The 25634-nt window shown below is 64.4% G+C and carries 17 protein-coding genes and 1 rRNA gene; 14 read left to right on the top strand and 4 right to left on the bottom strand.

Annotation, left to right across the window (positions count from 1 at the left end; translation table 11 throughout):
- The gene (locus ACLLJI_RS02365; protein WP_283561780.1) at positions 1–339 is read left to right on the top strand and encodes a DUF2516 family protein; all 339 of its coding nucleotides are present in this window, start codon (positions 1–3) and stop codon (positions 337–339) included.
- An 87-nt stretch (positions 340–426) separates the two neighbouring features.
- Here the strand turns inward: ACLLJI_RS02365 and ACLLJI_RS02370 are convergent, their stop codons facing one another.
- Positions 427–1260, bottom strand: a complete 834-nt coding sequence (locus tag ACLLJI_RS02370) for a class I SAM-dependent methyltransferase (protein ID WP_434617485.1) — start codon at positions 1258–1260, stop codon at positions 427–429.
- Positions 1261–1394: 134 nt separating this feature from the next.
- Between ACLLJI_RS02370 and ACLLJI_RS02375 the strand changes: the two genes are divergently transcribed.
- The gene (locus ACLLJI_RS02375; RefSeq protein ID WP_434617488.1) at positions 1395–2144 is read left to right on the top strand and encodes a phosphoglyceromutase; all 750 of its coding nucleotides are present in this window, start codon (positions 1395–1397) and stop codon (positions 2142–2144) included.
- 177 nt (positions 2145–2321) lie between these two features.
- Here ACLLJI_RS02375 and phoU read toward each other — a convergent pair whose 3' ends face one another.
- Positions 2322–2981, bottom strand: a complete 660-nt coding sequence (phoU, locus tag ACLLJI_RS02380) for a phosphate signaling complex protein PhoU (RefSeq protein WP_283561777.1) — start codon at positions 2979–2981, stop codon at positions 2322–2324.
- Between the two features lie 214 nt (positions 2982–3195).
- Here phoU and ACLLJI_RS02385 point away from each other — a divergent pair, with 214 nt between their 5' ends.
- Both ACLLJI_RS02385 and ACLLJI_RS02390 read left to right on the top strand, forming a co-directional pair.
- Positions 3196–4470 (top strand): sensor histidine kinase, encoded by a 1275-nt coding sequence (locus tag ACLLJI_RS02385; protein ID WP_434621099.1) that lies wholly within the window; start codon positions 3196–3198, stop codon positions 4468–4470.
- Positions 4467–5147, top strand: a complete 681-nt coding sequence (locus tag ACLLJI_RS02390) for a response regulator transcription factor (RefSeq protein ID WP_283561776.1) — start codon at positions 4467–4469, stop codon at positions 5145–5147. The genes ACLLJI_RS02385 and ACLLJI_RS02390 overlap by 4 nt, the downstream gene beginning before the upstream one ends.
- 75 nt (positions 5148–5222) lie before the next feature.
- Here the strand turns inward: ACLLJI_RS02390 and ACLLJI_RS02395 are convergent, their stop codons facing one another.
- A complete protein-coding gene (locus ACLLJI_RS02395; RefSeq protein ID WP_434617492.1) occupies positions 5223–5804 on the bottom strand; it encodes a hypothetical protein in 582 nt (193 codons plus the stop codon).
- 275 nt (positions 5805–6079) lie between these two features.
- On the opposite strand from ACLLJI_RS02395, the gene ACLLJI_RS02400 reads away from it, so the two are divergent.
- From ACLLJI_RS02400 to glgX, 6 genes are all read left to right on the top strand, one after another.
- Complete coding sequence (locus ACLLJI_RS02400; RefSeq protein ID WP_283561774.1) at positions 6080–6562, top strand: CarD family transcriptional regulator; 483 nt, start codon at positions 6080–6082, stop codon at positions 6560–6562.
- Between the two features lie 228 nt (positions 6563–6790).
- Positions 6791–7567, top strand: coding sequence for a 2-C-methyl-D-erythritol 4-phosphate cytidylyltransferase (gene ispD / locus ACLLJI_RS02405; RefSeq protein ID WP_434617494.1), 777 nt, complete (start codon positions 6791–6793; stop codon positions 7565–7567).
- A 2-nt stretch (positions 7568–7569) separates the two neighbouring features.
- A complete protein-coding gene (gene ispF, locus ACLLJI_RS02410; RefSeq protein WP_434617497.1) occupies positions 7570–8118 on the top strand; it encodes a 2-C-methyl-D-erythritol 2,4-cyclodiphosphate synthase in 549 nt (182 codons plus the stop codon).
- Positions 8119–8122: 4 nt separating this feature from the next.
- Complete coding sequence (cysS, locus tag ACLLJI_RS02415) at positions 8123–9613, top strand: cysteine--tRNA ligase (protein WP_434617499.1); 1491 nt, start codon at positions 8123–8125, stop codon at positions 9611–9613.
- Positions 9614–9860: 247 nt separating this feature from the next.
- Positions 9861–10865, top strand: a complete 1005-nt coding sequence (gene rlmB / locus ACLLJI_RS02420) for a 23S rRNA (guanosine(2251)-2'-O)-methyltransferase RlmB (protein ID WP_434617502.1) — start codon at positions 9861–9863, stop codon at positions 10863–10865.
- A 38-nt stretch (positions 10866–10903) separates the two neighbouring features.
- Positions 10904–13012 (top strand): glycogen debranching protein GlgX, encoded by a 2109-nt coding sequence (glgX, locus tag ACLLJI_RS02425; RefSeq protein WP_434621102.1) that lies wholly within the window; start codon positions 10904–10906, stop codon positions 13010–13012.
- Positions 13013–13095: 83 nt separating this feature from the next.
- Here glgX and glgP read toward each other — a convergent pair whose 3' ends face one another.
- On the bottom strand, positions 13096–15711 hold the full coding sequence (gene glgP, locus ACLLJI_RS02430) for an alpha-glucan family phosphorylase (protein ID WP_434617505.1): 2616 nt from the start codon (positions 15709–15711) through the stop codon (positions 13096–13098).
- Between the two features lie 242 nt (positions 15712–15953).
- On the opposite strand from glgP, the gene ACLLJI_RS02435 reads away from it, so the two are divergent.
- The 4 genes from ACLLJI_RS02435 to ACLLJI_RS02450 all read left to right on the top strand — a co-directional run bounded on the left by ACLLJI_RS02435 (position 15954) and on the right by ACLLJI_RS02450 (position 25604).
- Positions 15954–17972 carry an alpha-1,4-glucan--maltose-1-phosphate maltosyltransferase gene (locus tag ACLLJI_RS02435; RefSeq protein ID WP_434621105.1) on the top strand — a complete coding sequence of 673 codons (2019 nt, stop codon included), beginning with the start codon at positions 15954–15956 and terminating at the stop codon, positions 17970–17972.
- Positions 17969–19756, top strand: a complete 1788-nt coding sequence (treS, locus tag ACLLJI_RS02440; RefSeq protein ID WP_283561768.1) for a maltose alpha-D-glucosyltransferase — start codon at positions 17969–17971, stop codon at positions 19754–19756. Before ACLLJI_RS02435 ends, treS begins: the two co-directional genes overlap by 4 nt.
- Entirely contained in the window at positions 19756–23541 is a 3786-nt protein-coding gene (gene glgB, locus ACLLJI_RS02445) for a 1,4-alpha-glucan branching protein GlgB (protein WP_434617508.1), read from the top strand. The genes treS and glgB overlap by 1 nt, the downstream gene beginning before the upstream one ends.
- 538 nt (positions 23542–24079) lie before the next feature.
- A 16S ribosomal RNA gene (locus tag ACLLJI_RS02450) occupies positions 24080–25604 on the top strand.
- The last annotated feature ends 30 nt before the right edge of the window (positions 25605–25634 follow it).

Raw genomic sequence — 25634 nt, forward strand, 5'->3', positions numbered from 1 at the left:
GTGGCAATTGTAATTCTGATCATCGCCGACTCACTGATGCGGCTGCTGGGGCTGGTGCCCTTGGCTCTGTCGCTGTGGGCGCTGGGTGGCTGCCTGCGCACCAAGCCGTCGGATTTTCAGCGCGTGGACAAGCGGACCAAGAGTTTCTGGACCGCGATCACGGTGGCGGCCTCGGTGGTCAGTGCGCTCTATGTGCTGGAGCCGGGTCTGGGCTTCTTCCTGCTCTTGGATCTGGCAGCGGCAACGGGTGCCGGCGTCTACTTGGCCGATGTGCGGCCCGCTTTGATGGACGTCCGCCGCGGCGGGAACCGTAACAAGGGCACCTACGGCTCCTGGTGAGTGGCCGTGGCCGTGATTCCCCGGTCGAGCGGGTGTGACCGGGACCCGTGTCGAGACGGCGGACCAGCCCACCGTCAGTCGTCGGCGTTAGGGCGAGACGGCGGACCAGCCCACCGTCAGTTCCCCCAGCCGCCAGCGTGCCGGCCCGTCCTGCACCGGCCATCCGGCCGCGCGGAGTCCGCGGCAGCTGGCGATCCAGCGCTGGCGCGCACCGAAGGAGGCCAGCGGCGCCGCCTCCCACCACGCATGGTCCAGTGCCTGCAGGAAGGTGTGGACCTTTTCACCGGGAACGTTGTGGTGGATCAGGGCTTTGGGTAGGCGTTCCGCCACGTCCGAGGGCGCTGAAAACGCGCCAAATTTCAAGGATAGTGTCAGCGACACGGGGCCCGAGCGCTCCAGCGCTACCCAGGTACTGCGCCGGCCGATCTCGTCACAGGTGCCATCCGCAAAAATTCCGTTCGCGGACAGCCTGGCGCACACCGTCGCCCAGATTGCCGGCACGTCCGCCTCATCGTACTGGCGCAGCACGTTGAATGCGCGGACCATGACGGGGTTTCCTGCCACCGGGATCTCAAAGCCGCCGGGATGGAAGCTCAGCCCGTCGTGCTCCAAGGATTTGGCCGACCGAACCCGTGCAGGCTCAATTTCGATCCCCGCAACATGCACACGCGGGTTGACCGCTGCGAGCCGGTGCTGCAGTTCAACGGCCGTAGTGGGGCTTGCCCCGTACCCCAGGTCGACCACCAGCGGCCGGTCATCGGGGTCAACTGTTCGCAGCCGCCATGCCTGCGGTACGGCGAGCCAGCGATCCACGCGGCGCAGGCGGTTGGGATTGGTGGTGCCGCGGGTGACGTTGCCAAAGGGCTTGACGCCTCCGGCCCCACCATTCGCTGTACTGACCCTGACCGCTCGTTGCACCACGGTCCAAGCCTACCGATGCCCAGACCCCTCAACCGATGACGCACGTCGCGCCTATATCTGCGCCGGGGATGGGCGCGACGTGCGACATCGATGGAGGGGCAGGGGGCGGGCCGGTCCTCGGATAGGATTCTTGCATGACCTCTTACAAGCTGATCCTGCTGCGCCATGGGCACAGCGAATGGAATGCCAAGAACCTGTTTACCGGCTGGGTGGACGTTGACCTGAATGATCAGGGGCGCGCGGAGGCGGTCCGCGGCGGTGAGCTGCTGGTTGAGCATGAGCTGCTCCCGGACATTCTGTACACGTCCCGCCAGAAGCGAGCCATCAACACCGCGAATTTGGCGCTGGCCGCAGCCGACCGCGGCTGGATCGATGTGAAGCGCAGCTGGCGGCTCAATGAGCGCCACTATGGTGCGCTGCAGGGCAAGGACAAGGCCCAGACGCTGGCCGAATACGGCGAGGAGCAGTTCATGACGTGGCGCCGGTCCTACGACACGGCGCCGCCGCCCCTGTCGGATGACAGTCAGTTTTCCCAGGTGGGGGACCCGCGTTACGCGGACCTGGGCAACTCGATTCCGCGCACCGAGTGCCTCAAGGACGTGCTGGAGCGGATGCTTCCGTACTGGGAGTCGGACATTTCGGCCGACCTGAGGGCCGGCAGGACGGTGCTGGTGACGGCCCACGGCAACTCGCTTCGCGCGCTGGTCAAGCACCTGGACGGCATCTCCGACCAGGACATAGCGGGGCTGAACATTCCCACCGGCATTCCGCTGGTCTACGAGCTGGACGAGAACTTCAAGCCATTAACGCCGGGCGGCACGTACTTGGACCCGGCCGCCGCGGCGGAAGCCATCAAGGCCGTGGCAAACCAAGGCAAAAAGTAGCCTCTCCCACTCACCGGTGGTGAAGGAGCAGTACGACGGCGGTCCGGTCACCTTTGGTGGGTGACCGGACCGCCGTCGTACTGCTTCAGTGCCGGCCGTGCTGGATCCGCGCGCTGTATCCGACGGCGCGACGCGACGCGCCCTCGGGCCCTGACGTGCTGGTGGATCCGATGCCGGCTACGCGACGAAATCCTCCGGCTGCCACTGTCCGGTCACCAGGTAAGCCACCTTGCGGGCCACCGAAACGCCATGATCGCTGAAGCGCTCGAAATAGCGGCTGGCCAGGGCCACATCCACTGTCATTGCCGGGGTCTCCTGCCAGCCTGGGACCGCAATTGCCTTGAAGACGCTTCGGTGCAGGTCGCTGACGCCTGTTTTTGCCGCCTGGATTTCGGTCACCAGCGCCAGGTCGCGGGTGTCCAGCAGTTCGGTCACCTGCCGGGAGATCTTCAGGTCAAGACGGGCCAGCTCCGCGAATGTCGGCCTCAAGGACTCTGGAATCACGGTCGCCGGATAGCGCAGCCGGGCCAGCTGTGCCACGTGCCGGGCCAGATCACCCATCCGCTCCAGCGATGCACTCATCCGCAGCGAGCCCACGATCATGCGCAGATCACTGGCCACCGGGCCCTGCAGGGCCAGCACGTCGATGGCGCGCTCGTCCAGACCATTCTGCAGAAAATCGATCCGGGCATCGGCGGCGATGACGTCCTGGGCCAGCTCGATGTCCGCGCCCTGGAACGCCCGGGTTGCCTTTTCGACAGCCTCGGTGACCAGCTGGGAAATCTCGATGAGTTCCGCGCCGATCTGTTGAAGCTCCGCCTGAAAAATCTTACGCACTGAGCGTCCTTTCGCGGGGAACGGCCTGATCGCCGCGCCGCCATTACCGGTACCGATGGCCACAGCCCTGCTGCCATAGCGCTACGTGCCAGTTTTCCAGCATGTGATGAACGGACGAGCACCGGGAGGTGAACGTTAGCTGAACGCAGCTGCCGGCACCGCTAATGGGCGGATTCCGCCCTGGACATGCGCCTAAGCTTATTCCGTGGACCCCATGCTGATCGGCGTAGCTGCAGGAATCATCGGCCTTGTGCTCGGTGTCTTCGGCATGATCGCGTTTAACCTTAGCGAACGTCAGCGCCGGGAGACGGTCGACGTTGAAGAGCCCAGCCTGCCCGAGGGTGCGGCGGAAGTGCTCTCCGTCGTCGGGCGCGCCTTTGTGGTGGTGGACGGGATCGACGGAGTCGTCCGTGCCAGCCCGGGGGCCTACGCTTTCGGCCTGGTGCGCGGCCACACCGTGGTGCATCGCGAGCTGCTGCAGATGACAGCACGGGTCCGGCGCGACGGCGTGATCGAGGAGGCGGCGTTGGAGCTTCCGCGCGGGCCGCTGGGGCAGGGAACCATTGTGGTCCAGGCGCGTGTGGCGCCGTTGGGCGAAGAGTACATTCTGCTGCTGGCCGACGACCGTACGGAAATCACCCGGACCGAGGCCGTGCGGAATGACTTCGTGGCCAACGTGTCGCATGAGTTGAAAACACCCGTCGGGGCGATTTCGCTGTTGGCCGAGGCGCTGGAGGCATCGGCGGGGGATGAAGAGGCCGTCCGGCGGTTTGCCAAGCGGACGCATAAGGAGGCCGCGCGGCTGGCGGCTTTGGTCCAGGACATCATTGAACTCTCCCGGCTGCAGGGCACGGATGTGGTACAGCTTGGTCACGCCGTTGATGTCAACAGCGTGATTGCCGAGGCCGTGGACCGGTCCAAGCTGACGGCCGAGGACAGGAATATCGGCTTCGTGGTGGGCGGCCACGCGGACCGGCTTGTCTACGGCGACCAGGATCTCCTGGTGACGGCGTTCCGGAACCTGATTGACAACGCCGTCCGCTACTCGCCGGAAAACACCATGATCGGGATCGGGCTGGGCTCCGTGGACGGCTTGGTCAGCATCTCGATTACGGACCAGGGCGACGGCATCAGCGTGGAGGATCAGGAACGCGTCTTTGAACGCTTTTACCGTGCCGATGCCGCGCGCTCCCGGCACACCGGCGGCACCGGCCTGGGTCTGAGCATCGTTAAGCACGTTGTTTCCAACCATGGCGGTGAAGTGACGGTGTGGTCTCAGCCCGGACACGGCTCCACCTTTACCGTCCGGCTGCCGGAAATGGAAGACAGCCGGGGCGCCGCGGGGTCCGGCAGCGTCAGCACATCCGGTACTGCCGGGTCCGGTACTGTCGCGTCCGGTACTGTCGCGTCCGGTACTGCCGGGGTTAGCACTGTCGGATCCACAACTGGGGACGCCCGCATCCAAAAGAGCCAAGGAGCGACTGCGTGAGCAGAATTTTGATTGTCGAAGACGAGGAATCCTTTTCCGATCCGTTGTCCTACCTGCTCGGCAAGGAAGGGTTCGAGGTCGCCGTTGTGGATAATGGCCTCGATGCCGTCACGGAGTTCGATCGCGCGGGAGCGGATCTGGTGCTGTTGGACCTCCAGCTGCCAGGACTCTCCGGTACGGAGGTGTGCAAAGCCCTGCGGCAGCGCTCCAGCGTTCCCGTGATTATGCTGACCGCCAAGGATTCGGAAATCGATAAGGTCGTGGGGCTCGAACTGGGGGCGGACGATTATGTCACCAAGCCCTACTCTTCCCGGGAACTGGTAGCCCGGATCCGCGCCGTTCTCCGCCGACGGGGGGAACCGGAGGAGCTCATCGCCGCTACCGTGCAGGCAGGTCCGGTGCGGATGGACGTGGAGCGCCACGTGGTCAGCGTGCGCGGAGAGCAGGTGCTGCTGCCGCTGAAGGAGTTTGAACTTCTGGAAATGCTGCTGCGTAACTCCGGCCGGGTGCTCACGCGTGGTCAACTGATCGACAGGGTCTGGGGATCGGACTACGTCGGGGACACCAAGACGTTGGATGTCCATGTGAAACGGCTGCGCAGCAAGATCGAGCCGGACTCGTCGGTGCCGCGCTTCCTGGTGACGGTCCGCGGCCTGGGCTATAAATTCGAGCCCTGAGCACGATCTTCAGGTCTCAACGTTGGCGTCGTGACCCAACTAGGTAGTTTGGGTCAGGCGATTTTACTGCGGGCGTCAGCTGCTGGGCGTGGGGGAGGAGGTGTCTGCCGGGCTGGGCGTGGGGGAGGAGGTGTCTGCCGGGCTGGGCGTGGGGGACGCTGTCGGAATGTACTGCTGGTATTCCTTGAGGGTGCCGTCCAGGACGGGGACGGTCAGCTCGGCGGTCTTCGGCTCGGCGCTGCCATCCTGGGACAGGGTGAGGGTCTCGTTGGCGCCCGGCATTGCACTGACGCTGCGCAAGATGGACGCGTCGGTGGTTTCGTTCAGATAATAGGGCTCATTTGCCTTGACGGAAATCCGGGTCTGCGAGCCGCCCGAGCCGCTGATGGTCAGCGTGATGCCGGTGTCGGAGGTGTTGAAGACGGCTCCGATGATGCGCCCGGGCTTGTCCTTGCCGCTTGAGACAACCAAAATGTTGCGCAGCTCCAGTTTGCCCAAATCCGTCCGGACGCCGTCGGACGCTGAGTAGATCTGGCCGGTGCTTTGCGGGTTGATATAGCTGCAGCCGGAGACCGCGAGCGCACCTACTCCGATGAGTGCGATCAGGCTAATACGCTGTGCACGATTGACTACCCGATTGCTCGCGGCGATTCTCACGTCTAGAACTCCTTATAAAAAGGCCAACAGTATTCCGTGCCAGCTTATCGGGAAACCGGCGTAAATCACGCTTCGTTGCCCGCGGGGAGCTGGCGGCAATCTTCGCCCGGCCCCGGCTCACTTGCCCACCTGCACTGAAATGCGTTTTCGTCAATACCCTACGAGATGCAGATTTAGTACGCTGAACTGGGCATTAGCTGGCGCTGACCTGCGAAAACGCAAATGAGAGGACCCTAAATCGTGCTAAACTGGGACCCGGGAAAGGGAGAATCCACATGCTTTTTGAGGTCGGCGAGACAGTAGTTTACCCCCACCACGGCGCAGCGAAGATCGAGGAGATCAAGATGCGCACCATTAGGGGCGAAGAGAAGATGTATCTCAAGCTCAAAGTGGCGCAGGGTGATCTAACCATTGAAGTACCGGCAGAAAACGTAGACCTGGTCGGCGTGCGGGACGTCGTCGGCAAGGAAGGCCTGGAACAGGTTTTTGATGTTCTGCGTGCCGAGTTTACCGAAGAACCGACCAACTGGTCACGACGGTATAAGGCCAACCTTGAGAAACTTGCCTCCGGTGATGTGATTAAGGTGGCGGAGGTCGTTCGTGACCTCTGGCGTCGCGACCATGATCGTGGCCTGTCCGCGGGGGAGAAGCGCATGCTGGCCAAAGCCCGCCAGATTCTGATTTCGGAGCTGGCTCTGGCTGAAAAAACAGATGAGGACAAGGCCGCAACCGTACTGGACGAGGTCCTGGCTTCCTAAGGAAGCCCGCGGCAGTCCCGCAATCCCCAAGCACCACGACGGTGCCCGCAAAACCCCGACACCGCCCCGGTGCCGGGGTTTTTCGTTCCTGTCCTATCCAGACACTGTCCTACCCAGACTTGTCCTACCCAACCGCTCGGCGGATACGGCTCCCGTGCGCGCTCACCGTAGCGACCACTTTCGGCCGGTCGGCAAGGATGTCCAGCGCGGCGCCGCTACGCTTGAGCCATGGATGCAGAAGGTGGCGCGATGATCGCCGTTATTGTCGTGGCGGCCGGATCCGGGGAGCGGCTGGGTTACGGAATGGCCAAGGCGAAGGTCCCGCTCGGCGGTGAACCGATGCTGTCGCACACGCTCCGCGGAGTGCTGGCCTCCGGTGTGGCCGGGCAGATTTGTGTGGCGGTTCCGCGCGGCGACGCCGAACTGCGCGGCCTCTGCGAGGCCCTGGGCGCGGTCACCACCGACGGGCCGGTGGTGACCGTGGTCGACGGCGGCGCAACGAGGGCTGCTTCGGTCCGGGCGGCGCTGGTTGCCGTGCAGCCCGGGGTGACGGCCGTGCTGATTCAGGATGCTGCCCGCCCGCTGACTCCCGCCGAGGTCTACCATCGGGTGGCCGGTGCCCTCGCCGCCGGCGCGCTGGCGGTCATTCCGGCGCTCGCGGTGACGGATACGGTCAAATCCGTGGAACCCGCACAATCGAGGGGGGCGGGTATCGCGGCGGAAGTGGTCCGTGCCACCCCGGACCGCGCCCAGCTGCGCTCAGTCCAGACTCCGCAAGGGTTCGACCTGCCCACGCTGCGCCGCGCCTATGAGAGCGCTGCGGGGCTCACCGCCGAACAAGCCGCGGCCGTGACGGATGACGCGATGCTGGTGGAAGCGGCAGGGGTGGACGTCTACGTGGTGAAGGGTTCGGCAAGCAGCCTTAAGATCACCGGTCCCTGGGATCTGCTGCTGGCCGAAGCCCTGCTGGCGGGCCCGCTGGCTCCGCGATGGGTGGAGGGGTAGCCATGGAGGATTTTCCGTTGCTCCCCAGAACGGGGATCGGCATGGACGTCCATTCCTACGCGCTCGACGGCGGACCCTCACCCCTGTGGTTGGCCGGCCTGTTCTGGGACGGCGAACGCGGCCTGGTCGGCCATTCCGACGGCGACCCGGTGGCGCACGCCGCCGCGGATGCGTTGTTCTCGGCCGCCGGACTCGGAGACCTGGGCAGCCACTTCGGAACCAGCCGGCCCGAATTCAAAGGTGCCAGCGGGGTGACCCTGCTGGCCGAGGCTGCCCGCATCGTCCGGGCTGCCGGTTTTGAGATCGGCAATATTGCGGTCCAGCTCATCGGCAACCGGCCTACGTTCGCTCCGCGCCGCGAAGAGGCGCAGCGCGTCCTCAGCGAGGCGGCCGGGGCCGCGGTCAGCGTCTCCGCGACCACCAGTGACGGACTTGGCTTCACGGGACGCGGCGAGGGAATCGCCGCCATCGCCACCGCACTGGTGTGTGGCACCCACCCAAGCCGACCAGGACGGGACCGGTCCGGGATCGGCGCCAATCCGATAGCCTAGAGCGGTGACCCTGCGCTTTTATGATTCCGCCGCCGCCGAAGTCCGCGATTTTGTACCGCTCGCCGAGGGAGCCGCGTCGCTCTACTATTGCGGGGCCACGGTGCAGGGTGAACCGCACATCGGGCATCTGCGTTCCGCTCTGGCCTTTGACCAGCTGACCCGCTGGCTTCGCTACCGCGGCCTGCGTGTCACTGTGGTCCGCAATGTGACGGACATAGATGACAAGATCCTGGCCAAGAGTGCCGAATCGGGCGAGGAATGGTGGGCTCTCGCCTACCGCTTCGAGCAGGCCTTCGAAGACGCCTACGACGCCCTCGGCATTTCGAAGCCGACGTACGAGCCGCGCGCGACAGGCCATATTCCGGAAATGCACGCGTTGATCCAGCAGTTGATCGAGCGCGGGCATGCCTATCCGGCAGCGGACGATTCGGGTGATGTCTACTTCGACGTCAGGTCCTGGGATAAATACGGCTCGCTGACCCATCAGCGCCTGGATGACATGCAGGCCGCGCCGGATCTAGACCCGGAGTTCAGTGGCCGGAAGAGGGATCCGCGCGACTTCGCGCTGTGGAAGGGGCAGAAAGAGGGAGAACCGACGACGGCGGCTTGGTCCAGTCCGTGGGGCGCGGGCCGGCCCGGTTGGCACCTGGAGTGCTCAGCAATGGTGGGAAAATACCTCGGCGATTCCTTCGACATCCACGGAGGCGGCCTCGACCTGCGCTTCCCACATCATGAAAATGAGATGGCACAGTCCCAGGCTGCAGGGAAGGGTTTCGCCAACTTCTGGCTGCACAACGGCATGGTGACATATCAGGGCGAGAAGATGAGTAAATCCGTCGGGAACACCGTTGGTCCGGCCGAGCTGCTGAGCCAAGCGAAGCCGCTGGTGGTGCGCTACTACCTGGGCCAGGCAAATTACCGTTCGGTGCTGGATTACCGGCCGGAATCGCTGACCGAAGCCGGGGCCGCGGTCGAACGCATCGAGAGCTTTATGGTAAATGCCGCGAAAGCGCTGGGATCCGGCGGAGAACCCGCACCCGGTTCTGCCCCGTTGGCCTTCGAGGCGGCCATGGACGATGACCTGAACGTACCGGCCGCCCTGGCCGTACTGCACGAAACGGTGCGCCGCGGCAACAGCGCCATCGCTGCCCTGGGGGGGAGTACGACCGCCGCAGACGCCGCCGATGGAAATCCGGCCGGAGGCGGGCCCGCTGATGCGGCGGAGGTCCTGCGGACGGCGCACCGCGAAGTATTCGTCATGACCAGCGCCCTTGGCCTGAATCCGCTGGACCCGCACTGGAAGGACGACGGCGGCGATCCCGCTGGGCGGGCTGCTCTTGAATCGCTCGTGGCCGTGCAGCTGGACGCGCGCCAGGCGGCCAGGGCCGCGAAGGATTGGGTTGCATCCGATGCGATCCGGGACGCGCTGGCACTGGCCGGCATCGAAATTGCGGATTCAGCGGACGGCGCCCGCTGGTCGGTGAAGAATAACTAGACCCTTCACTCGACCCGCAGCGGCAAGGGTTCTGGCTGCGGTCTTGGTACGCCCGGGCAGGGGTCCGGCAGCCGTCCGGCAGGGGGTCCGGAAACGACGTCGTCAGGGCGGGCGGGGCCGCTTCCGGCGTGCAGAGGCCGATTTGGGATGGATCGGTAAACTGGTAGCCGGTGGATGTGTTGTGGTCCGCTACAGGTAAGATTTCCGGAGCCTCTAACGTGGCTCCACCAACCGTTAGGGTTTTACGATGGCAAATTCTTCCCGCGCAGGTGCCATGCGCAAGCTCAAAAAGGGTCCCACCATCGGAACGGGCGGGCATGGCCGGAAATCCTTGGAGGGCAAGGGCCCCACACCCAAGGCGGAAGAGCGGCCCTATCACAAGGCCTACAAGTCCAGGCAGCTTGCAGAGAGGTCCGCGGCCAAGCACGGAGCCGAAAGCCCGGCATCGCGCGGACGGGCCGGCCGCAACGGACCAAAGGGCCGCGCCACCGAGGAAATGGTCACCGGGCGGAACTCCGTGGTCGAGGCACTCCGCGCCGGTATCCCGGCGAAGGCGCTCTACGTCGCGGCTCGCATCGAGATGGATGAACGCGTGCGGGAGTCGCTCAAGCTGGCCGCGGACCGCGGCATCCCGCTGATGGAGGCGCACAAGCCTGAACTTGACCGGATGACCGAGGACGCCGTGCACCAGGGTCTGGTGCTGCAGATCCCGCCGTACGAATACCAGGACGCGATGGATCTGGCCCAGGACACCATGACCAAGTGGAAAAAGGGGTACATCAGCAATGCACCCCTTTTCGTCGCCCTGGACGGTATTACCGACCCGCGCAACCTCGGCGCCATTATCCGCAGTGTCTCCGCCTTCAGCGGACACGCGGTCATTGTCCCGGAGCGCCGCAGCGTCGGTGTCACGGCCTCGGCCTGGAAGACCAGTGCCGGCGCGGCCGTCCGCGTCCCCGTCGCCAAGGCGCCTAACCTGAACCGCGCGTTGGCCGCGTTTAAGCAGATGGGCATTTTTGTGCTGGGTCTCGACGGCGACGGCGACGTGTCGCTGCCCGCGCTGACCCTGGCCAGCGAGCCGATCTGCATCGTGGTGGGCTCCGAGGGCAAGGGGCTCTCCCGCCTGGTCCGGGAGAACTGCGATCAGATCGTGTCCGTCCCGATCGATTCCGCGATGGAGTCGTTGAACGCCTCGATGGCCGTGGGCATCAGCCTCTATGAAATCTCCAGGCAACGCTCCGTCTCAAGCTGACGGAGCCCTTAGCCGAATCAGACGTGACCGCAACAGAGATGACGGGGACAGTGGTGCTGGCCGAGCCTTCCTTCGGTGCGGCTTTGTCGCGTCCGTTTCCGCTTGGAGTCAGTGCCGCGCCACTGCCGGGTGCCGGGGTGGACGACCGGCAGGACCGGGTCAACGTCGCCGTTTATGCCCCGGGATTGACCGATGCCGCGCTCTATTTCCAGGCGCCCGGTATGCCGTGGCGCGCAGTGCTGCTGCCCGATTGCAGCGACGGCGTGCACCACGGTCTGGTGACCGGGATGCCGGCCGGAAGCCGCTATGGCTTCTGGGCGGGCCGGCGTCCGGGTGAGCCGGACCGGCAGAGTCCTGACCCGGAAACCGATCAGCTGCTGCTGGACCCGTACGGCCGGTTCATCTCGGAACGCACCCACGGGGACTATGCGCTGTACAACTCGGTCCGGATGCAGAGCGGCTTTGATTGGGGAAATGACGCCCCGCCGCGCACGCCCTGGCGCAACAGTGTGATCTACGAAGCCCATCTGCAGGGCCAGACCATGCTGCACCCGCAGATCCCCGCGGAAATCCGGGGAAGCTACGCGGGTATGGCACATCCAGTCATGATTGGTTACCTGAGCGCGCTCGGCATCACCGCCGTCGAGCTTTTGCCCATCCACTTTCACTTGGATGAGCCGCACCTGCAGACACTGGGATTGCGTAACTACTGGGGCTATAACACCCTGGGTTACTTTGCGCCGCAGGTTTCGTACGCCAGTGCCGCGGCGCAGGCATCCGGTCCGCAGGCGGTGCAGGACGAGCTCAAGGGCATGATCAAAGCGCTGCACGCCGCCGGCATCGAGGTCATTCTGGATGTGGTGTACAACCACACCGCGGAGGGGCCGGCGGATCGGCCGCAGCTGTGCTGGCGTGGCCTGGCCGAGCGCGCGTACTACCGGCATGGGGACGACGGTTACATCGACACCACCGGCTGCGGGAATACTCTGGACTTCAGTGAAATGCGCGTAGTTCAGATGACGCTGGATTCGCTGCGGTACTGGGTGGAGGAATTCCATGTGGACGGATTCCGCTTCGATCTGGCCGTCTCGCTGGCACGCAACGCAGCCAATGAATTCCGTTCACTGCACCCATTCCTGATCGCTGCCGCCACGGATCAGGTGCTGGCCGGAGCCAAGCTGATCGCCGAGCCGTGGGATCTGGGCCCGGACGGCTGGCAGACCGGGCGCTTTCCGGCCGGCTGGGCGGACTGGAACGACCACTTCCGGGACGAAGTGCGCGAGTTCTGGCTGCGCGACCAGGCCGCGCTGGCCGCCGGAGAAACCGGCGGGACCCTGTCCCGATTGGCCGACGGCCTGGCGGGTTCAGCCGGGCTCTTCGCGGGGTCGGGACGCAGCCAGCTTGCCTCCATCAACTTCGTCACCGCCCATGACGGCTTCACACTGACCGATTTGGTCTCCTACGACCGCAAGCACAACGAAGCCAACGGTGAGGACAACCGGGACGGCCCGGACCATAACCGGAGCTGGAACCACGGCGTGGAGGGCCCCACGGTGAACCCGGACATTCTGGCCGCCCGCGCCCGGACGCGCCACAATATCATGGCCACGCTGCTGCTGTCCCTCGGGGTGCCGATGTTCACCGCCGGCGATGAACTGGCGCGCAGTCAGGGCGGCAACAACAACGTCTACTGCCAGGACAACGAGACCGCTTGGCTGGACTGGACGATGGGTGACGCGGCGCGGGAGATGCTGACCGCCACCAAACGACTGATCCGGGTACGCCGGGATTTCCTGGCGGACCAGCCCAGCAGCTACCCGGCCCGCGGTGAGAGCTCAAACCTGCGCTGGTATGGCGCGGACGGGACACCGATGACGCCGGACCGGTGGCGGGATCCGGGCAACCGGGTGCTGCAGATGCTGATGAGTTCGGCGGGTGGCCTGCTGGACGGGCTGGTGGTCTTCAACGCCTCGCGCCTGGAGAGGGTCATTACGTTGCCGGCGCTGTCCGATGCGGACGGTGCTCCACGGATGTTCGACCTGCGGCTGACCACCGCCGAGGACCATAAGCTGCGGCAGGGCGAGCGGACACCGGCAGGCGGAACCTCCCGGGTGGAAGCCAACTCGATCAGCGTTTACCGCGCCTGACGAACTACCGCTCCTGGCGAACTACCGCTCCTGGCGGACAGCCCTCCCGGATCTGAGGTGAGCACCTCAGATCCGGAAAGTGCTCAGGCGTTGATGATCAGACCCAGCTCGGCCTTGTTCGCCAGCGCAGCGTGGTTCGGCAGCACCCGCACGGTGTAGCCGAAGCTGCCTGAACGGTCGATGACAATATCGCCGCTGAACAGATACCGTCCCTGCCCCAGATCTTCGGACCTGTCCAGCACAGCCATCGTCGTTTCGCTGAGCTCGTCACTGTCCAACGCACGGCCGTAGGCCGTTTCCACACTGACATCCCGGGGTGTGAGCGAATCCAGTGCCACGTAGGCCTGCACCGTAATGGTGTCGCCGATCTGTGGCTCGTCCGTTACGCCGAGGGAGTCGACATGCTCGACGACCAGCCGCGGCCAGGCGGCCCGGACCCGGCCCGTCCAGGCGGCCAGTTCCTTGGCTTGGACATACCCATCGGCGCGTGCGGCCCGGCCGGAGAGGGCCGCGGGTTCATACAGCCGGGTCACGTAATCCTGCACCATTCGCTCGGCCGAGACCGCCGGCCCGAGCTTCGAGAGCGTGTGCTTGATCATCGAAATCCAGTGTGTCGGAAGCGTCTCCCGGGCCGCCTTGGAGGGCCCGGCGGCTCCGGCCCCGCTGGAGACGATCGAGCCATAGAACCGTGGCGCCACCTGATTCTCCAGCAGTTCATACAGAGCCGCCGCTTCAATGTCGTCCCGTTCCTCAAAGGAGGCACCGTTGTTGGCGGTCGGGATCGCCCAACCGTTTTCGCCGTCGTACAGTTCGTCCCACCAGCCGTCCATGACGGAAAGGTTCAGCGACCCGTTGATGGCAGCCTTCATACCCGAGGTTCCGCAGGCTTCCAGCGGACGCAGCGGATTGTTCAGCCAGACGTCGCACCCCGGGAACAGGGTGCGGGCCATGGCGATGTCATAGTTGGGCAGGAAGACGATCCGGTGCCTGACCGTGGGATCATCGGTGAAAGTGACCAGATCCTGAATCATTTTTTTACCCGCGTCGTCCGCCGGGTGGGACTTCCCGGCGATGACCAGCTGAATGGGGTGGTCCACATTGAGCAGCAGGGCCCTCAGCCGGGCGGGATCGCGAAGCATCAGCGTCAGCCGCTTGTAGGTCGGCACGCGCCGGGCGAAACCGATCGTCAGCACATCCGGATCCAGCACGCTGTTCGTCCAGGCCAGTTCCGCGTCCGCTGCCCCGCGTTTCTTCCAGGAGGAACGCAGCCGGCGGCGCACGTCCTGCACCAATGCACCGCGCAGCGTGCGCCGCATGGACCACACATCCGCGTCTGAGACGTCGTACACCTTGGCCCAGTCGGGCCCGTCCAGAACCTGGGCGCCAAAGCGTTCCGCGGCCAGGGCGCTGAGCTTCGGGTCCACCCAGGTGGGTACGTGCACACCATTGGTCACCGAGGTGATGGGAACCTCACTGTGATCGAAACCCGGCCACAGCCCGGCGAACATTTCGCGCGAAACCACGCCGTGCAGCTTTGCCACCCCGTTGGCCCGCTGGGCCAGCCGCAGACCCATGACGGCCATGTTGAACAACGTGCCGTCGCCGTCGTCGTAGGTCTCCGCGCCGAGCGCCAGGACCTTGTCCAGCGGCACATTCGGCGCCAGGCCGGCGTCGAAGAAGTGCCGGATCTGGCTGGCCGGGAAGCGGTCGATTCCCGCCGGGACGGGAGTGTGCGTGGTGAAGACGGTGGACGCCCGGCCCGCGGTGAGGGCCTCTTCCCAGCTCAACGGCGCCGCCGTCACTGCCGGGTCCATCAGCTCGCGGATCCGCTCAATGCCCAGGAAACCGGCATGGCCTTCGTTGGTGTGGAAAACCTCCGGAGTCGGCCCGCCGGTCAGGCGGGCATAGATGCGCAGCGCCTTGACTCCGCCCATGCCCAGCAGGAGTTCCTGCTGCAGCCGGTGGTCTCCGCCGCCGCCGTACAGCCGGTCGGTGATGGTGCGTGCGGCGTCGTCGTTCCCCGGCACGTTGGAATCGAGCAGCAGCAGCGGCACGCGGCCCACATCGGCGCGCCAGATATAGGCGAGCAGCTGGCGCCCTTCGGGCAGCGGCAACACCACATGCGCCGGCGTGCCGTCCGGTTCGCGCAGCAGCGTCAGCGGCAGATTGTCCGGGTCCAGCACCGGGTAGGTTTCCTGCTGCCACCCGTCACGGGACAGCGACTGCTTGAAATAGCCGGCCTGGTACAGCAGCCCGACGCCGATCAGCGGCACACCGAGGTCCGACGCGGCTTTGAGGTGGTCCCCGGCCAGAATGCCCAGTCCGCCGGAATACTGCGGAAGGGCCTCGGCAATGCCGAACTCGGGCGAAAAGTAGGCGATGCAGGTTGGGGCGGATTCGCCGAGCCCCTGATACCAGCGCGGCTTGGTCAGGTAACGCTTGAGGTCATCGTTGGCGCGTTGCACTCGGGCGACGACGGCGGGGTCCGCCGCGAGCTGCTGCAGTTCCTCGCGGCCCACGGAGCCCAGGAAGGTCGCGGGATCGTGTTTGCTCTCTTCCCAGATTCTCGGATTCATGGTGGCAAATAGTTCACGGGTGGGCGAATGCCAGGACCATCTCAGATTGGTGGCCAGTGCGGCCAGCGGGGAGATCGGTTCCGGCAGCACGGTACGGACGGTGAATCTACGGATTGCCTTCATTTTCGACACCTTAGCGCACAAGCCGCGGCATCCGTTAGCCGCCGGAATCCACCGGATGAAACCCGGCTTAACATGGTCGCGGATACCGGAAACATGGAGTCGAAAACGGCCGATCTTAGCAATCCGGTGCCTTTCTCGCTAACGTCTATCCTGTGACTACTTCCAAGGCGTTGTCCGCAGAAGACGAATCAGGCAGCAGCAGGGGCGCGGGCTCTCCCGCCGCCGGGCCGGCCCCGACGGGCATCCGGGAGGGGCTGCGGTTTGGCAGATTCCCGATTACCGAAATTTCCCCGGTCATCGACGGCGGCTTGTTCCCCGCGAAGGCCGTCCCCGGCGCGGATCTGGAGATCGGGGCCACCGTTTTCCGTGAGGGGCACGACCTGCTGGGCGTCAGCGCCGTCCTGCTGGACCCGGACGGCAGCGAAAGCCAGCGCACTCGGCTCGCCCCGGTCGGAAAGGGATCGGACGGCTGGACCGGCCGGCTTACACCTGCGGACACCGGACGTTGGTCCTTTCTGATCGAGGCCTGGTCCGACCTTTACGGCACCTGGCGGCACAACGCCGAGGTAAAGATCGCCGCGGATGTGGACGTCAATCTGATGCTCGCAGAGGGAGCAGCACTGCTGACCAAAGCCGCGGTCGACGACGGCCGGCCGGCTGCCGACGCGAAAACGTTCCGCGCCGCCGCAGGCCAGCTCGCCGACGCCACGTTGAGCGTGCCGGCCCGGCTGGGTGCCGGCGTTCACGCCGCCGTGCTGGCCGCCGTCGAACGTCTGCCGATCCGGGATCTGGTGACCAGCAGCGCCGCGTACCCGATCCAGGTGGAACGTGACGCGGCCGGCCGTGGATCCTGGTACGAATTTTTCCCGCGTTCCGAAGGTGCCGTGCGCGACCCGGCCTCGGGGGAGTGGACCAGTGGCACCTTCCGGACCGCCGCCGCACGGCTGGAGGCGGTGGCGGGGATGGGCTTCGACGTCATCTACCTGCCGCCGATCCACCCGATCGGCAAGATCAACCGCAAGGGCCGGAACAACACCCTGGTCGCCGGACCGGCGGATCCCGGATCGCCGTGGGCGATCGGCTCCGACGAGGGCGGCCACGATGCGATCCATCCGGATCTGGGCGGCTTCGCGGACTTCGATGCATTTGTCGGCCGCGCCGCGCAGCTCGGCCTGGAAGTCGCCCTTGACCTTGCCCTGCAGTGTGCGCCGGACCATCCCTGGGCCTCGGACCATCCGGAATGGTTCACCACCCGCATCGACGGATCCATCGCCTTCGCCGAAAACCCGCCGAAAAAGTACCAGGATATCTATCCGCTGAATTTCGATAACGATCCTGAGGGTCTGTCCAGGGAGATTCTGCGGATCGTGGAACTCTGGATCGGTCACGGGGTAAAGATTTTCCGCGTCGATAATCCGCACACCAAGCCGGTGTGGTTTTGGGAGTGGCTGATCGCCGCCGTCAATTCCCGGCACCCGGAAGTGGTGTTCCTGGCGGAGGCATTTACGCGGCCCGCGATGATGCACGCACTGGGCCGGGCCGGGTTCCAGCAGTCCTACAGCTACTTCACCTGGCGGAACACGCGGTTGGAGGTGGAGGAGTATCTGCAGCAGATCAGCCATCAGACCGCGGCGTTTTTCCGGCCGAATTTCTTCGTCAACACGCCGGACATTCTGACCGAATATCTGCAGTACGGCGGCCCCGCGGCCTTCAAAATCCGAGCGGTGCTCGCCGCCATGGGCAGCCCGCTATGGGGGATGTACGCAGGCTATGAATTGTTCGAACACGTTGCCCGGCCCGGCGCCGAGGAGTACATCGACAATGAAAAGTTTGAATACAAACAGCGTGATTTTGCCGCGGCGGAGTCCGCGGGCCGGTCACTGGCACCGTTCATCACCCGGCTGAACCGGATCCGCCGGGACCACCCCGCGCTGCTGGACCTGCAGAACCTCACCGTTCAGTCGACGTCGGACGTCGCGACAGTGGCGTTCAGCAAACACAAGACCATCCACAGGCCGGATGGCAGCACCGTGAAGGATACGATTATCGTCGTTGCCAACCTCGATCCGCACAGCGCGCGGGAAGGCGCCGTCTACCTCGACCTGGCGGCTCTGGAACTGGACATCTTCAACCCGGACGGGACTTTTGTCGTGGATGAACTGATCAGCGGCGAGACCTGGAACTGGGGCAGTGAAAATTATTTCCGCCTTGACGCCCACCGAGAACCTGCCCATATTCTGCATGTAAGGCGGCAACGATGACCTTTGCAGCGCCCAACATCTCCAACCAGTTCAATTTGAACGCCCCCGGTCTCAAACACGATCCGTACTGGTACCGGAAAGCCGTCTTCTACGAGGTGCTGGTGCGTGGTTTCGCCGATGCCAACGGGGACGGCTCCGGCGATTTTTCCGGGCTGATCGAGCGACTGGACTATCTGCAGTGGCTCGGCATCGACTGCCTTTGGCTGCCGCCGTTCTTTGACTCGCCCCTGCGCGACGGCGGCTACGACATCCGCGATTACTACTCGGTGCTGGACGAGTTCGGCACGATCGGCGACTTCAAACGGCTGGTCGCCGAGGCGCACGCGCGCGGCGTCCGGGTGATCATCGATCTGCCGGTGAACCACACCTCGGACCAGCACCATTGGTTCCAGTCCTCCCGCGAAGACCCGGAAGGCCCCCATGGGGACTTCTACATGTGGAGTGATACCGACGAGAAGTATCAGGACGCGCGCATCATCTTCGTGGACACCGAGGAATCCAACTGGACGTTTGACCCGGTCCGCCGGCAGTTCTTCTGGCACCGGTTCTTCAGCCATCAGCCGGATCTGAACTTCGAGAACCCCAAGGTTATTGAGGCCATTTTCGACGTGGTGAGGTTCTGGCTGGACCAGGGCATCGACGGCTTCCGGGCGGACGCGATCCCGTACCTCTTCGCCGAGGAGGGGACCAACTGCGAAAACCTTGAGCCCACCCACGAATTCCTGCGCCAGCTCCGGGCCATGGTGGATGAAAACTACCCTGGCCGCGTCATCATTGCGGAGGCCAACCAGCCGCCGGATGAAGTGGTGGAGTACTTCGGCACGACGGAAGCGCCGGAATGCCACATGGCCTTCCACTTTCCGATCATGCCCCGGCTGTACTACGCGCTACGGGACCAGAAGGCCGCGCCGATCATCCAGACCATGATCGATACCCCTGCCATTCCCGCCGGCGCCCAGTGGGGCACCTTCCTGCGCAACCATGACGAGCTGACGCTGGAAATGGTGACCGCCGAGGAACGCGAGGCCATGCTGGGCTGGTACGCACCGGATTCGCGGATGCGCGCTAACATCGGCATCCGCCGCCGGCTGGCACCGCTGCTGGACAATTCCCGGGCAGAGATCGAGATGATCAATGCGCTGTTGCTGTCCCTGCCCGGCAGCCCATTCCTGTATTACGGCGACGAGATCGGCATGGGGGACAATATCTGGCTGACCGACCGCGATGCCGTGCGCACACCCATGCAATGGACCCCGGACCGGAACGCCGGGTTCTCCAATGCGGACCCGGGGAAGCTGTACCTGCCGGTGATCCAGTCGCTGGTGTATCACCACAACCACGTCAACGTGGAGGCACAGACGTCCCATGCCAGCTCGCTGCTGCACTGGAGCCGGCAGATCCTGGCCGTCCGCCGCGCCCACGCGGCCTTTGGACTGGGCGGCTACCAGAATGTTGAAGCCACCTCCGAATCGGTGCTCGCGTTCCTGCGGGACATCCCCGAGGGCAACCCGGAGGGCGAGCGGGCGGAAACGCTGCTCTGCGTGTTCAACCTCTCCCAGCACCCGACCGCGACCCAGCTTCGGATGCCGGCGCTGGCCGGCCGCGGTTTGCGGGATGTGTTTGGCGGAACCGTCTTCCCTCCCGTCGGCGAAGACGGCCTGCTGACCCTGACGCTGGGCAGCTTTGACTTCTTCTGGCTCAGGTTGCGGTCCGCGTCCTCCAACCCGATGTCGCCGCAGACCCAGGCGATGCCCATCATTCCGATGCCGGGCAGGGATCTCTGATGGCCGGACTGACGGCGGCGGTCCCGGATATCCTGGCCGGCTGGCTGCCCGGACAGCGCTGGTATCCGGCCAAGGGCAGCAGCGTTAGGCTGCGCTCCGCCGGGGGATTCCGACTGGGAGACCCTCATCTTGACACCGAAGCCGTAGGTCTCGAGGTGCACTACATAGCGGTCGACGACGGCACCCGGGTTCAGGTGCTGCAGGTTCCGCTAAGCTTCCGGGCAGCGCCGCTGGCCGGCGCCGAAACGGCGCTGGTGGCGGAAACCGACGATCCGCAACTGGGGCACCGCTGGATCTATGACGCCCCGCACGACCCGGATTTCATCTCGGCGTGGCTGGACTTGCTGAGTGGACATTCCGCTGTCACCGAGGGAACGGCGACGGCCTTCAGCAGCCCCACGTTCCGGGACTCCCGCGACGCTGGCTCCCGTGATGGGGGCGCTGCCTGCAGGGCCCGAGTGCTCAGCGGCGAGCAATCGAACACCTCCGTTGTGGTGCAGAACGGTGACAAGCCCGTCATCATCAAGTTTTTCCGCGTGCTGGGCGCCGGCGTGAACCCGGATGTGGAGGTCGGTGCTGCGCTCACGGCGGCCGGTTGCGTCGACGTTCCGGCGCTGCACGGCTGGGCCACCGGCACCTGGGCTGGAGAGGACGGCCCAGCGGAGGGGAATCTTGCCGTCATGCACGAGTTTATCCGCGGCAGCCAGGACGTCTGGGGCTTGGCACTGGCGGCCGCACGCGCGGATGAGGGCTTCGCCGCGCAGGCACATGCCATCGGCGCGGCAACCGCGAACGTGCACCGCACCCTGCTGGACAGCATGGGCGGACAGCAGCTGGCGGCAGGCGAGCGCGAAGAATTCATCGAAGGAATTGTCACCCGGATCCGCTGGGCATGGTCGCATGCCGGGGACTTGGTGGGACCTTACGAGGATCAGCTCGACGCCGTGATTTCGCGGCTGCGCGAGGTGCGCCATCTGCCGGCCCTGCAGCGCATCCACGGAGACCTGCATCTGGGCCAGCTGCTCCATGCCGCCGACAGCGGCGGGGAACGCTGGCTGATTCTGGACTTTGAGGGCGAACCGCTGCGCCCGGTGGCGGAGCGCAACCGACCGGACCTGCCGCTGCGCGACGTCGTCGGCATGCTGCGTTCCTTTGACTATGCCGCCGCAACCGCCGCGGACCAGGGGGCCGCCGCAACCGCCGCGGACCAGGGGGCCGGCGCAACCGGGGAGGACCCGGCAACCGTGGCGGACCCGGCAACCGATGCCCGCGCCAGTCGGCTGGGACAGTGGGCCCGGGCCGTCTCCACAGCCTTTGTCGCCGGTTACCAGAGCGTCAATCAGGGCGCCGTCGAGACGGACTCGGCACTCTTCCGGGCCCTGTGGCTGGATAAAGCCCTGTACGAAGTTGTTTACGAGCACCGGAACAGACCGTCCTGGACGCAAGTACCGGTCCGCGCCGTGCGCGAGACATTGGATTCAATGGGAAGCGGGAACGCAATGGGCAATGGAATTCCGAATCGAAACGATCAGGCAGATCCGGCGGGCATCCCCCCGGCCGTCCCGCCGGCGCCGGATGCGGGTGGGGCCGCGTCAGGCCGAGCCCCCATGGCCGTGGACACGAACGTGCTGGCGCGGCTCTCCGACGGCACCTTCTACGCCCCGCACTCCGTCCTCGGCGCCCACCTCGACGCCAACGGCCTCGTCACCATCCGAACGCTGCGGCACCTGGCCGAGTCCGCCGTCGTCGTCACCGCGACGGGCAGATTCCCGATGACACATGAGTACGGGGGCATCTGGACCGCGGTGCTGGATCCGGAGGAACCCGGGCATGTCCCGGATTACCGGCTGGAGGTCGGCTACTACGGTGGGAAGACCACCACCGTCGACGATCCATACCGCTATCTGCCGACCGTGGGCGAGATGGACCTGCACCTGATCGGGGAAGGGCGCCACGAGACACTGTGGACCGCATTGGGCGCCCACGTCCAGCGTTACCACTCGGACCTGGGCGACGTCGGCGGCGTCAGCTTCGCCGTCTGGGCCCCGAACGCCCAGGCCGTCCGGGTCAAGGGCGACTTCAACAACTGGGACGGCCGGCAGCACGCCATGCGCAGTCTTGGTTCCTCCGGCATCTGGGAACTCTTCATCCCGGACGTTATAGCAGGGGCGTGCTACAAGTTCGAGATCCTGGGCAGGCACGGGGACTGGAGCGAAAAGGCGGATCCGATGGCGTTCGGCACCGAGGTGCCGCCGCTGACCGCTTCGCGGGTGGTCGAATCCGGCTACCAGTTCAAGGATGATGACTGGATGGCCGCCCGTGCCGACCGGGATGCGCACAATCTGCCGATGAGCGTCTATGAGGTCCACCTCGGTTCATGGCGGCTGGGCCTGGGGTACCGTGAGCTGGCCACTGAACTGGTCGAGTATGTGCGCTGGATGGGATTCAGCCATGTGGAACTGATGCCCGTCGCGGAGCATCCGTTCGGGGGATCCTGGGGCTATCAGGTCACGTCCTACTATGCACCGACCTCTAGGTTCGGGCACCCGGATGAGTTCCGATTCCTGGTGGACTCACTGCATCAGGCCGGGATCGGCGTCATCATGGACTGGGTTCCGGCTCATTTCCCGAAGGACGCCTGGGCGCTGGCCCGGTTCGACGGGGAACCGCTCTACGAGCACTCCAATCCGCAGCTTGGAGAACATCCTGACTGGGGCACGCTGATTTTCGATTTCGGCCGCAGTGAGGTCCGGAATTTTTTGGTGGCCAACGCCCTGTATTGGTTCGAGGAATTCCACATTGACGGGTTGCGGGTGGATGCGGTCGCATCCATGCTCTACCTCGATTACTCGCGTGAAGCGGGGGAATGGAGCCCCAATAAATTTGGTGGCCGGGAGAACCTCGAAGCGATATCGCTCCTCCAGGAGGTCAACGCGACAGCGTATAAGCGCTACCCCGGCATAGTAATGATTGCGGAGGAATCCACCGCGTTCCCGGGCGTCACTGCGCCCACGAGCGGAGGGGGTCTTGGTTTCGGCTTGAAATGGAATATGGGCTGGATGCACGACTCGCTGGCCTATATCGCGGAGGATCCAATCAACCGCGGCTGGCACCACAACGAGGCGACGTTCTCCCTGGTCTATGCCTTCACGGAAAACTTCCTGCTGCCGATCAGCCACGATGAGGTTGTCCACGGCAAGGCGTCGATGCTCAGAAAGATGCCGGGGGACAGATGGCAACAGCTGGCGAATCTGCGCGCCTATCTGGCGTACCAGTGGGCACACCCCGGTAAGCAGCTGATCTTCATGGGCACCGAATTCGGTCAGGAAACCGAATGGAGCGAGCAGTACGGCCTTGATTGGTGGCTGGCGGAGACGCCTGCGCACCACGGCCTGCAGCTGCTGGTCCGCAGGCTCAACGAGCAGTACCGCACGACGCCGGCTCTGTACGCCCGGGATAACGAGGCCGAGGGATTCGAATGGATCAACGGCAACGACGCCCAGCGCAATGTTCTCTCGTTCATTCGCTGGGACCGTGAGGGGCACCCGCTGGTTTGCCTGGTGAACTTCGCCGGCACGCCGCACGAGAAATTCCAGGTCGGGATGCCGGCGGCCGGCACATGGATCGAGGTACTCAATACCGACGATGAGGAATTCGGCGGGTCCGGTGTCGGCAACGGCGGAACCGTGCTCGCCGTGGATGAAGGATTTGACGGCCAACCGGCCTCCGCGATTGTGACCCTGCCTCCGCTTGGGGTGCTGTATTTGACGCAGGATCAGCAGTAAGCCGATCCTGCGCTGGGCCGGGCGCTGGGCCGGCCGCCGGGGCTGGTGACGGGCACGGCGTCCGGCCCAGCGCAGGGACCTGCGTTGCGGGCTGCGCCGGGGCGGCCGGGGGCTCGTAGTGTTCCTTGGCTTTGTCTTCCGGCCTCCACGGTGCTAGTGTTGGTAACCCCGCTGGGTGAAGGTTGCAGTCGGTGGTCACCTGTATGGATTGGGCTTTATTGCTTGTTCGCGGTCTCAAAGACGGCGATCTTCCACACGCAGTGAACCGCCGAGTTGACACTGGTTCCGGATGCGGGTAAGTTTGAAAAGTTGCTCCGGTGCGGCGCGGTTGATGTGAATTGGCTGGCGGGTCCGGGTGCGTCTGTTGTTTGAGAACTCAATAGTGTGCCAAGTTTTGTTGATACCGGTATTTATTTATTGGTTGAGACTGTTGCCTGCTGCCGTGTTTGTGGTGGTGGGTGGCTTTTTTGGCTGGTTTCGAATTTAGTGCTGTCATGTCATCCTTTTTCCGGGTGTTGTGGTGGTGTCTGTTTTTACATCAACGGAGAGTTTGATCCTGGCTCAGGATGAACGCTGGCGGCGTGCTTAACACATGCAAGTCGAACGATGATCTCCAGCTTGCTGGGGGGATTAGTGGCGAACGGGTGAGTAACACGTGAGTAACCTGCCCTTAACTCTGGGATAAGCCTTGGAAACGGGGTCTAATACCGGATATTCACTTCTTCACCGCATGGTGGGTGGTGGAAAGATTTATTGGTTTTGGATGGACTCGCGGCCTATCAGCTTGTTGGTGAGGTAATGGCTTACCAAGGCGACGACGGGTAGCCGGCCTGAGAGGGTGACCGGCCACACTGGGACTGAGACACGGCCCAGACTCCTACGGGAGGCAGCAGTGGGGAATATTGCACAATGGGCGCAAGCCTGATGCAGCGACGCCGCGTGAGGGATGAATGCCTTCGGGTTGTAAACCTCTTTCAGTAGGGAAGAAGCGTAAGTGACGGTACCTGCAGAAGAAGCGCCGGCTAACTACGTGCCAGCAGCCGCGGTAATACGTAGGGCGCAAGCGTTATCCGGAATTATTGGGCGTAAAGAGCTCGTAGGCGGTTTGTCGCGTCTGCCGTGAAAGTCCGGGGCTCAACTCCGGATCTGCGGTGGGTACGGGCAGACTAGAGTGCAGTAGGGGAGACTGGAATTCCTGGTGTAGCGGTGAAATGCGCAGATATCAGGAGGAACACCGATGGCGAAGGCAGGTCTCTGGGCTGTAACTGACGCTGAGGAGCGAAAGCATGGGGAGCGAACAGGATTAGATACCCTGGTAGTCCATGCCGTAAACGTTGGGCACTAGGTGTGGGGGACATTCCACGTTTTCCGCGCCGTAGCTAACGCATTAAGTGCCCCGCCTGGGGAGTACGGCCGCAAGGCTAAAACTCAAAGGAATTGACGGGGGCCCGCACAAGCGGCGGAGCATGCGGATTAATTCGATGCAACGCGAAGAACCTTACCAAGGCTTGACATGAACCGGAAACGGCCAGAGATGGTCGCCCCGCTTGCGGTCGGTTTACAGGTGGTGCATGGTTGTCGTCAGCTCGTGTCGTGAGATGTTGGGTTAAGTCCCGCAACGAGCGCAACCCTCGTTCCATGTTGCCAGCGGGTTATGCCGGGGACTCATGGGAGACTGCCGGGGTCAACTCGGAGGAAGGTGGGGACGACGTCAAATCATCATGCCCCTTATGTCTTGGGCTTCACGCATGCTACAATGGCCGGTACAAAGGGTTGCGATACTGTGAGGTGGAGCTAATCCCAAAAAGCCGGTCTCAGTTCGGATTGGGGTCTGCAACTCGACCCCATGAAGTCGGAGTCGCTAGTAATCGCAGATCAGCAACGCTGCGGTGAATACGTTCCCGGGCCTTGTACACACCGCCCGTCAAGTCACGAAAGTTGGTAACACCCGAAGCCGGTGGCCTAACCCTTTTGGGGGGGAGCCGTCGAAGGTGGGACCGGCGATTGGGACTAAGTCGTAACAAGGTAGCCGTACCGGAAGGTGCGGCTGGATCACCTCCTTTCTAAGGAGCGCCTCAGATTCGTTTGCCCCG

It is taken from the genome of Arthrobacter sp. A5, assembly GCF_051131705.1.
Classification (GTDB): Bacteria; Actinomycetota; Actinomycetes; order Actinomycetales; family Micrococcaceae; genus Arthrobacter_M.

Bases quoted from the DNA above. Each gene is read 5' to 3' on its own strand.
- ACLLJI_RS02385 (WP_434621099.1), top strand. From the start codon at position 3,196: ATGCTGATCGGCGTAGCTGCAGGAATCATCGGCCTTGTGCTCGGTGTC.
- glgX (WP_434621102.1), top strand. From the start codon at position 10,904: ATGACGGGGACAGTGGTGCTGGCCGAGCCTTCCTTCGGTGCGGCTTTG.
- glgP (WP_434617505.1), bottom strand. From the start codon at position 15,711: ATGAAGGCAATCCGTAGATTCACCGTCCGTACCGTGCTGCCGGAACCG.
- rlmB (WP_434617502.1), top strand. From the start codon at position 9,861: ATGGCAAATTCTTCCCGCGCAGGTGCCATGCGCAAGCTCAAAAAGGGT.
- ispF (WP_434617497.1), top strand. From the start codon at position 7,570: ATGGAGGATTTTCCGTTGCTCCCCAGAACGGGGATCGGCATGGACGTC.
- glgB (WP_434617508.1), top strand. From the start codon at position 19,756: ATGGCCGGACTGACGGCGGCGGTCCCGGATATCCTGGCCGGCTGGCTG.
- treS (WP_283561768.1), top strand. From the start codon at position 17,969: ATGACCTTTGCAGCGCCCAACATCTCCAACCAGTTCAATTTGAACGCC.
- ACLLJI_RS02400 (WP_283561774.1), top strand. From the start codon at position 6,080: ATGCTTTTTGAGGTCGGCGAGACAGTAGTTTACCCCCACCACGGCGCA.
- ACLLJI_RS02375 (WP_434617488.1), top strand. From the start codon at position 1,395: ATGACCTCTTACAAGCTGATCCTGCTGCGCCATGGGCACAGCGAATGG.
- ispD (WP_434617494.1), top strand. From the start codon at position 6,791: ATGGATGCAGAAGGTGGCGCGATGATCGCCGTTATTGTCGTGGCGGCC.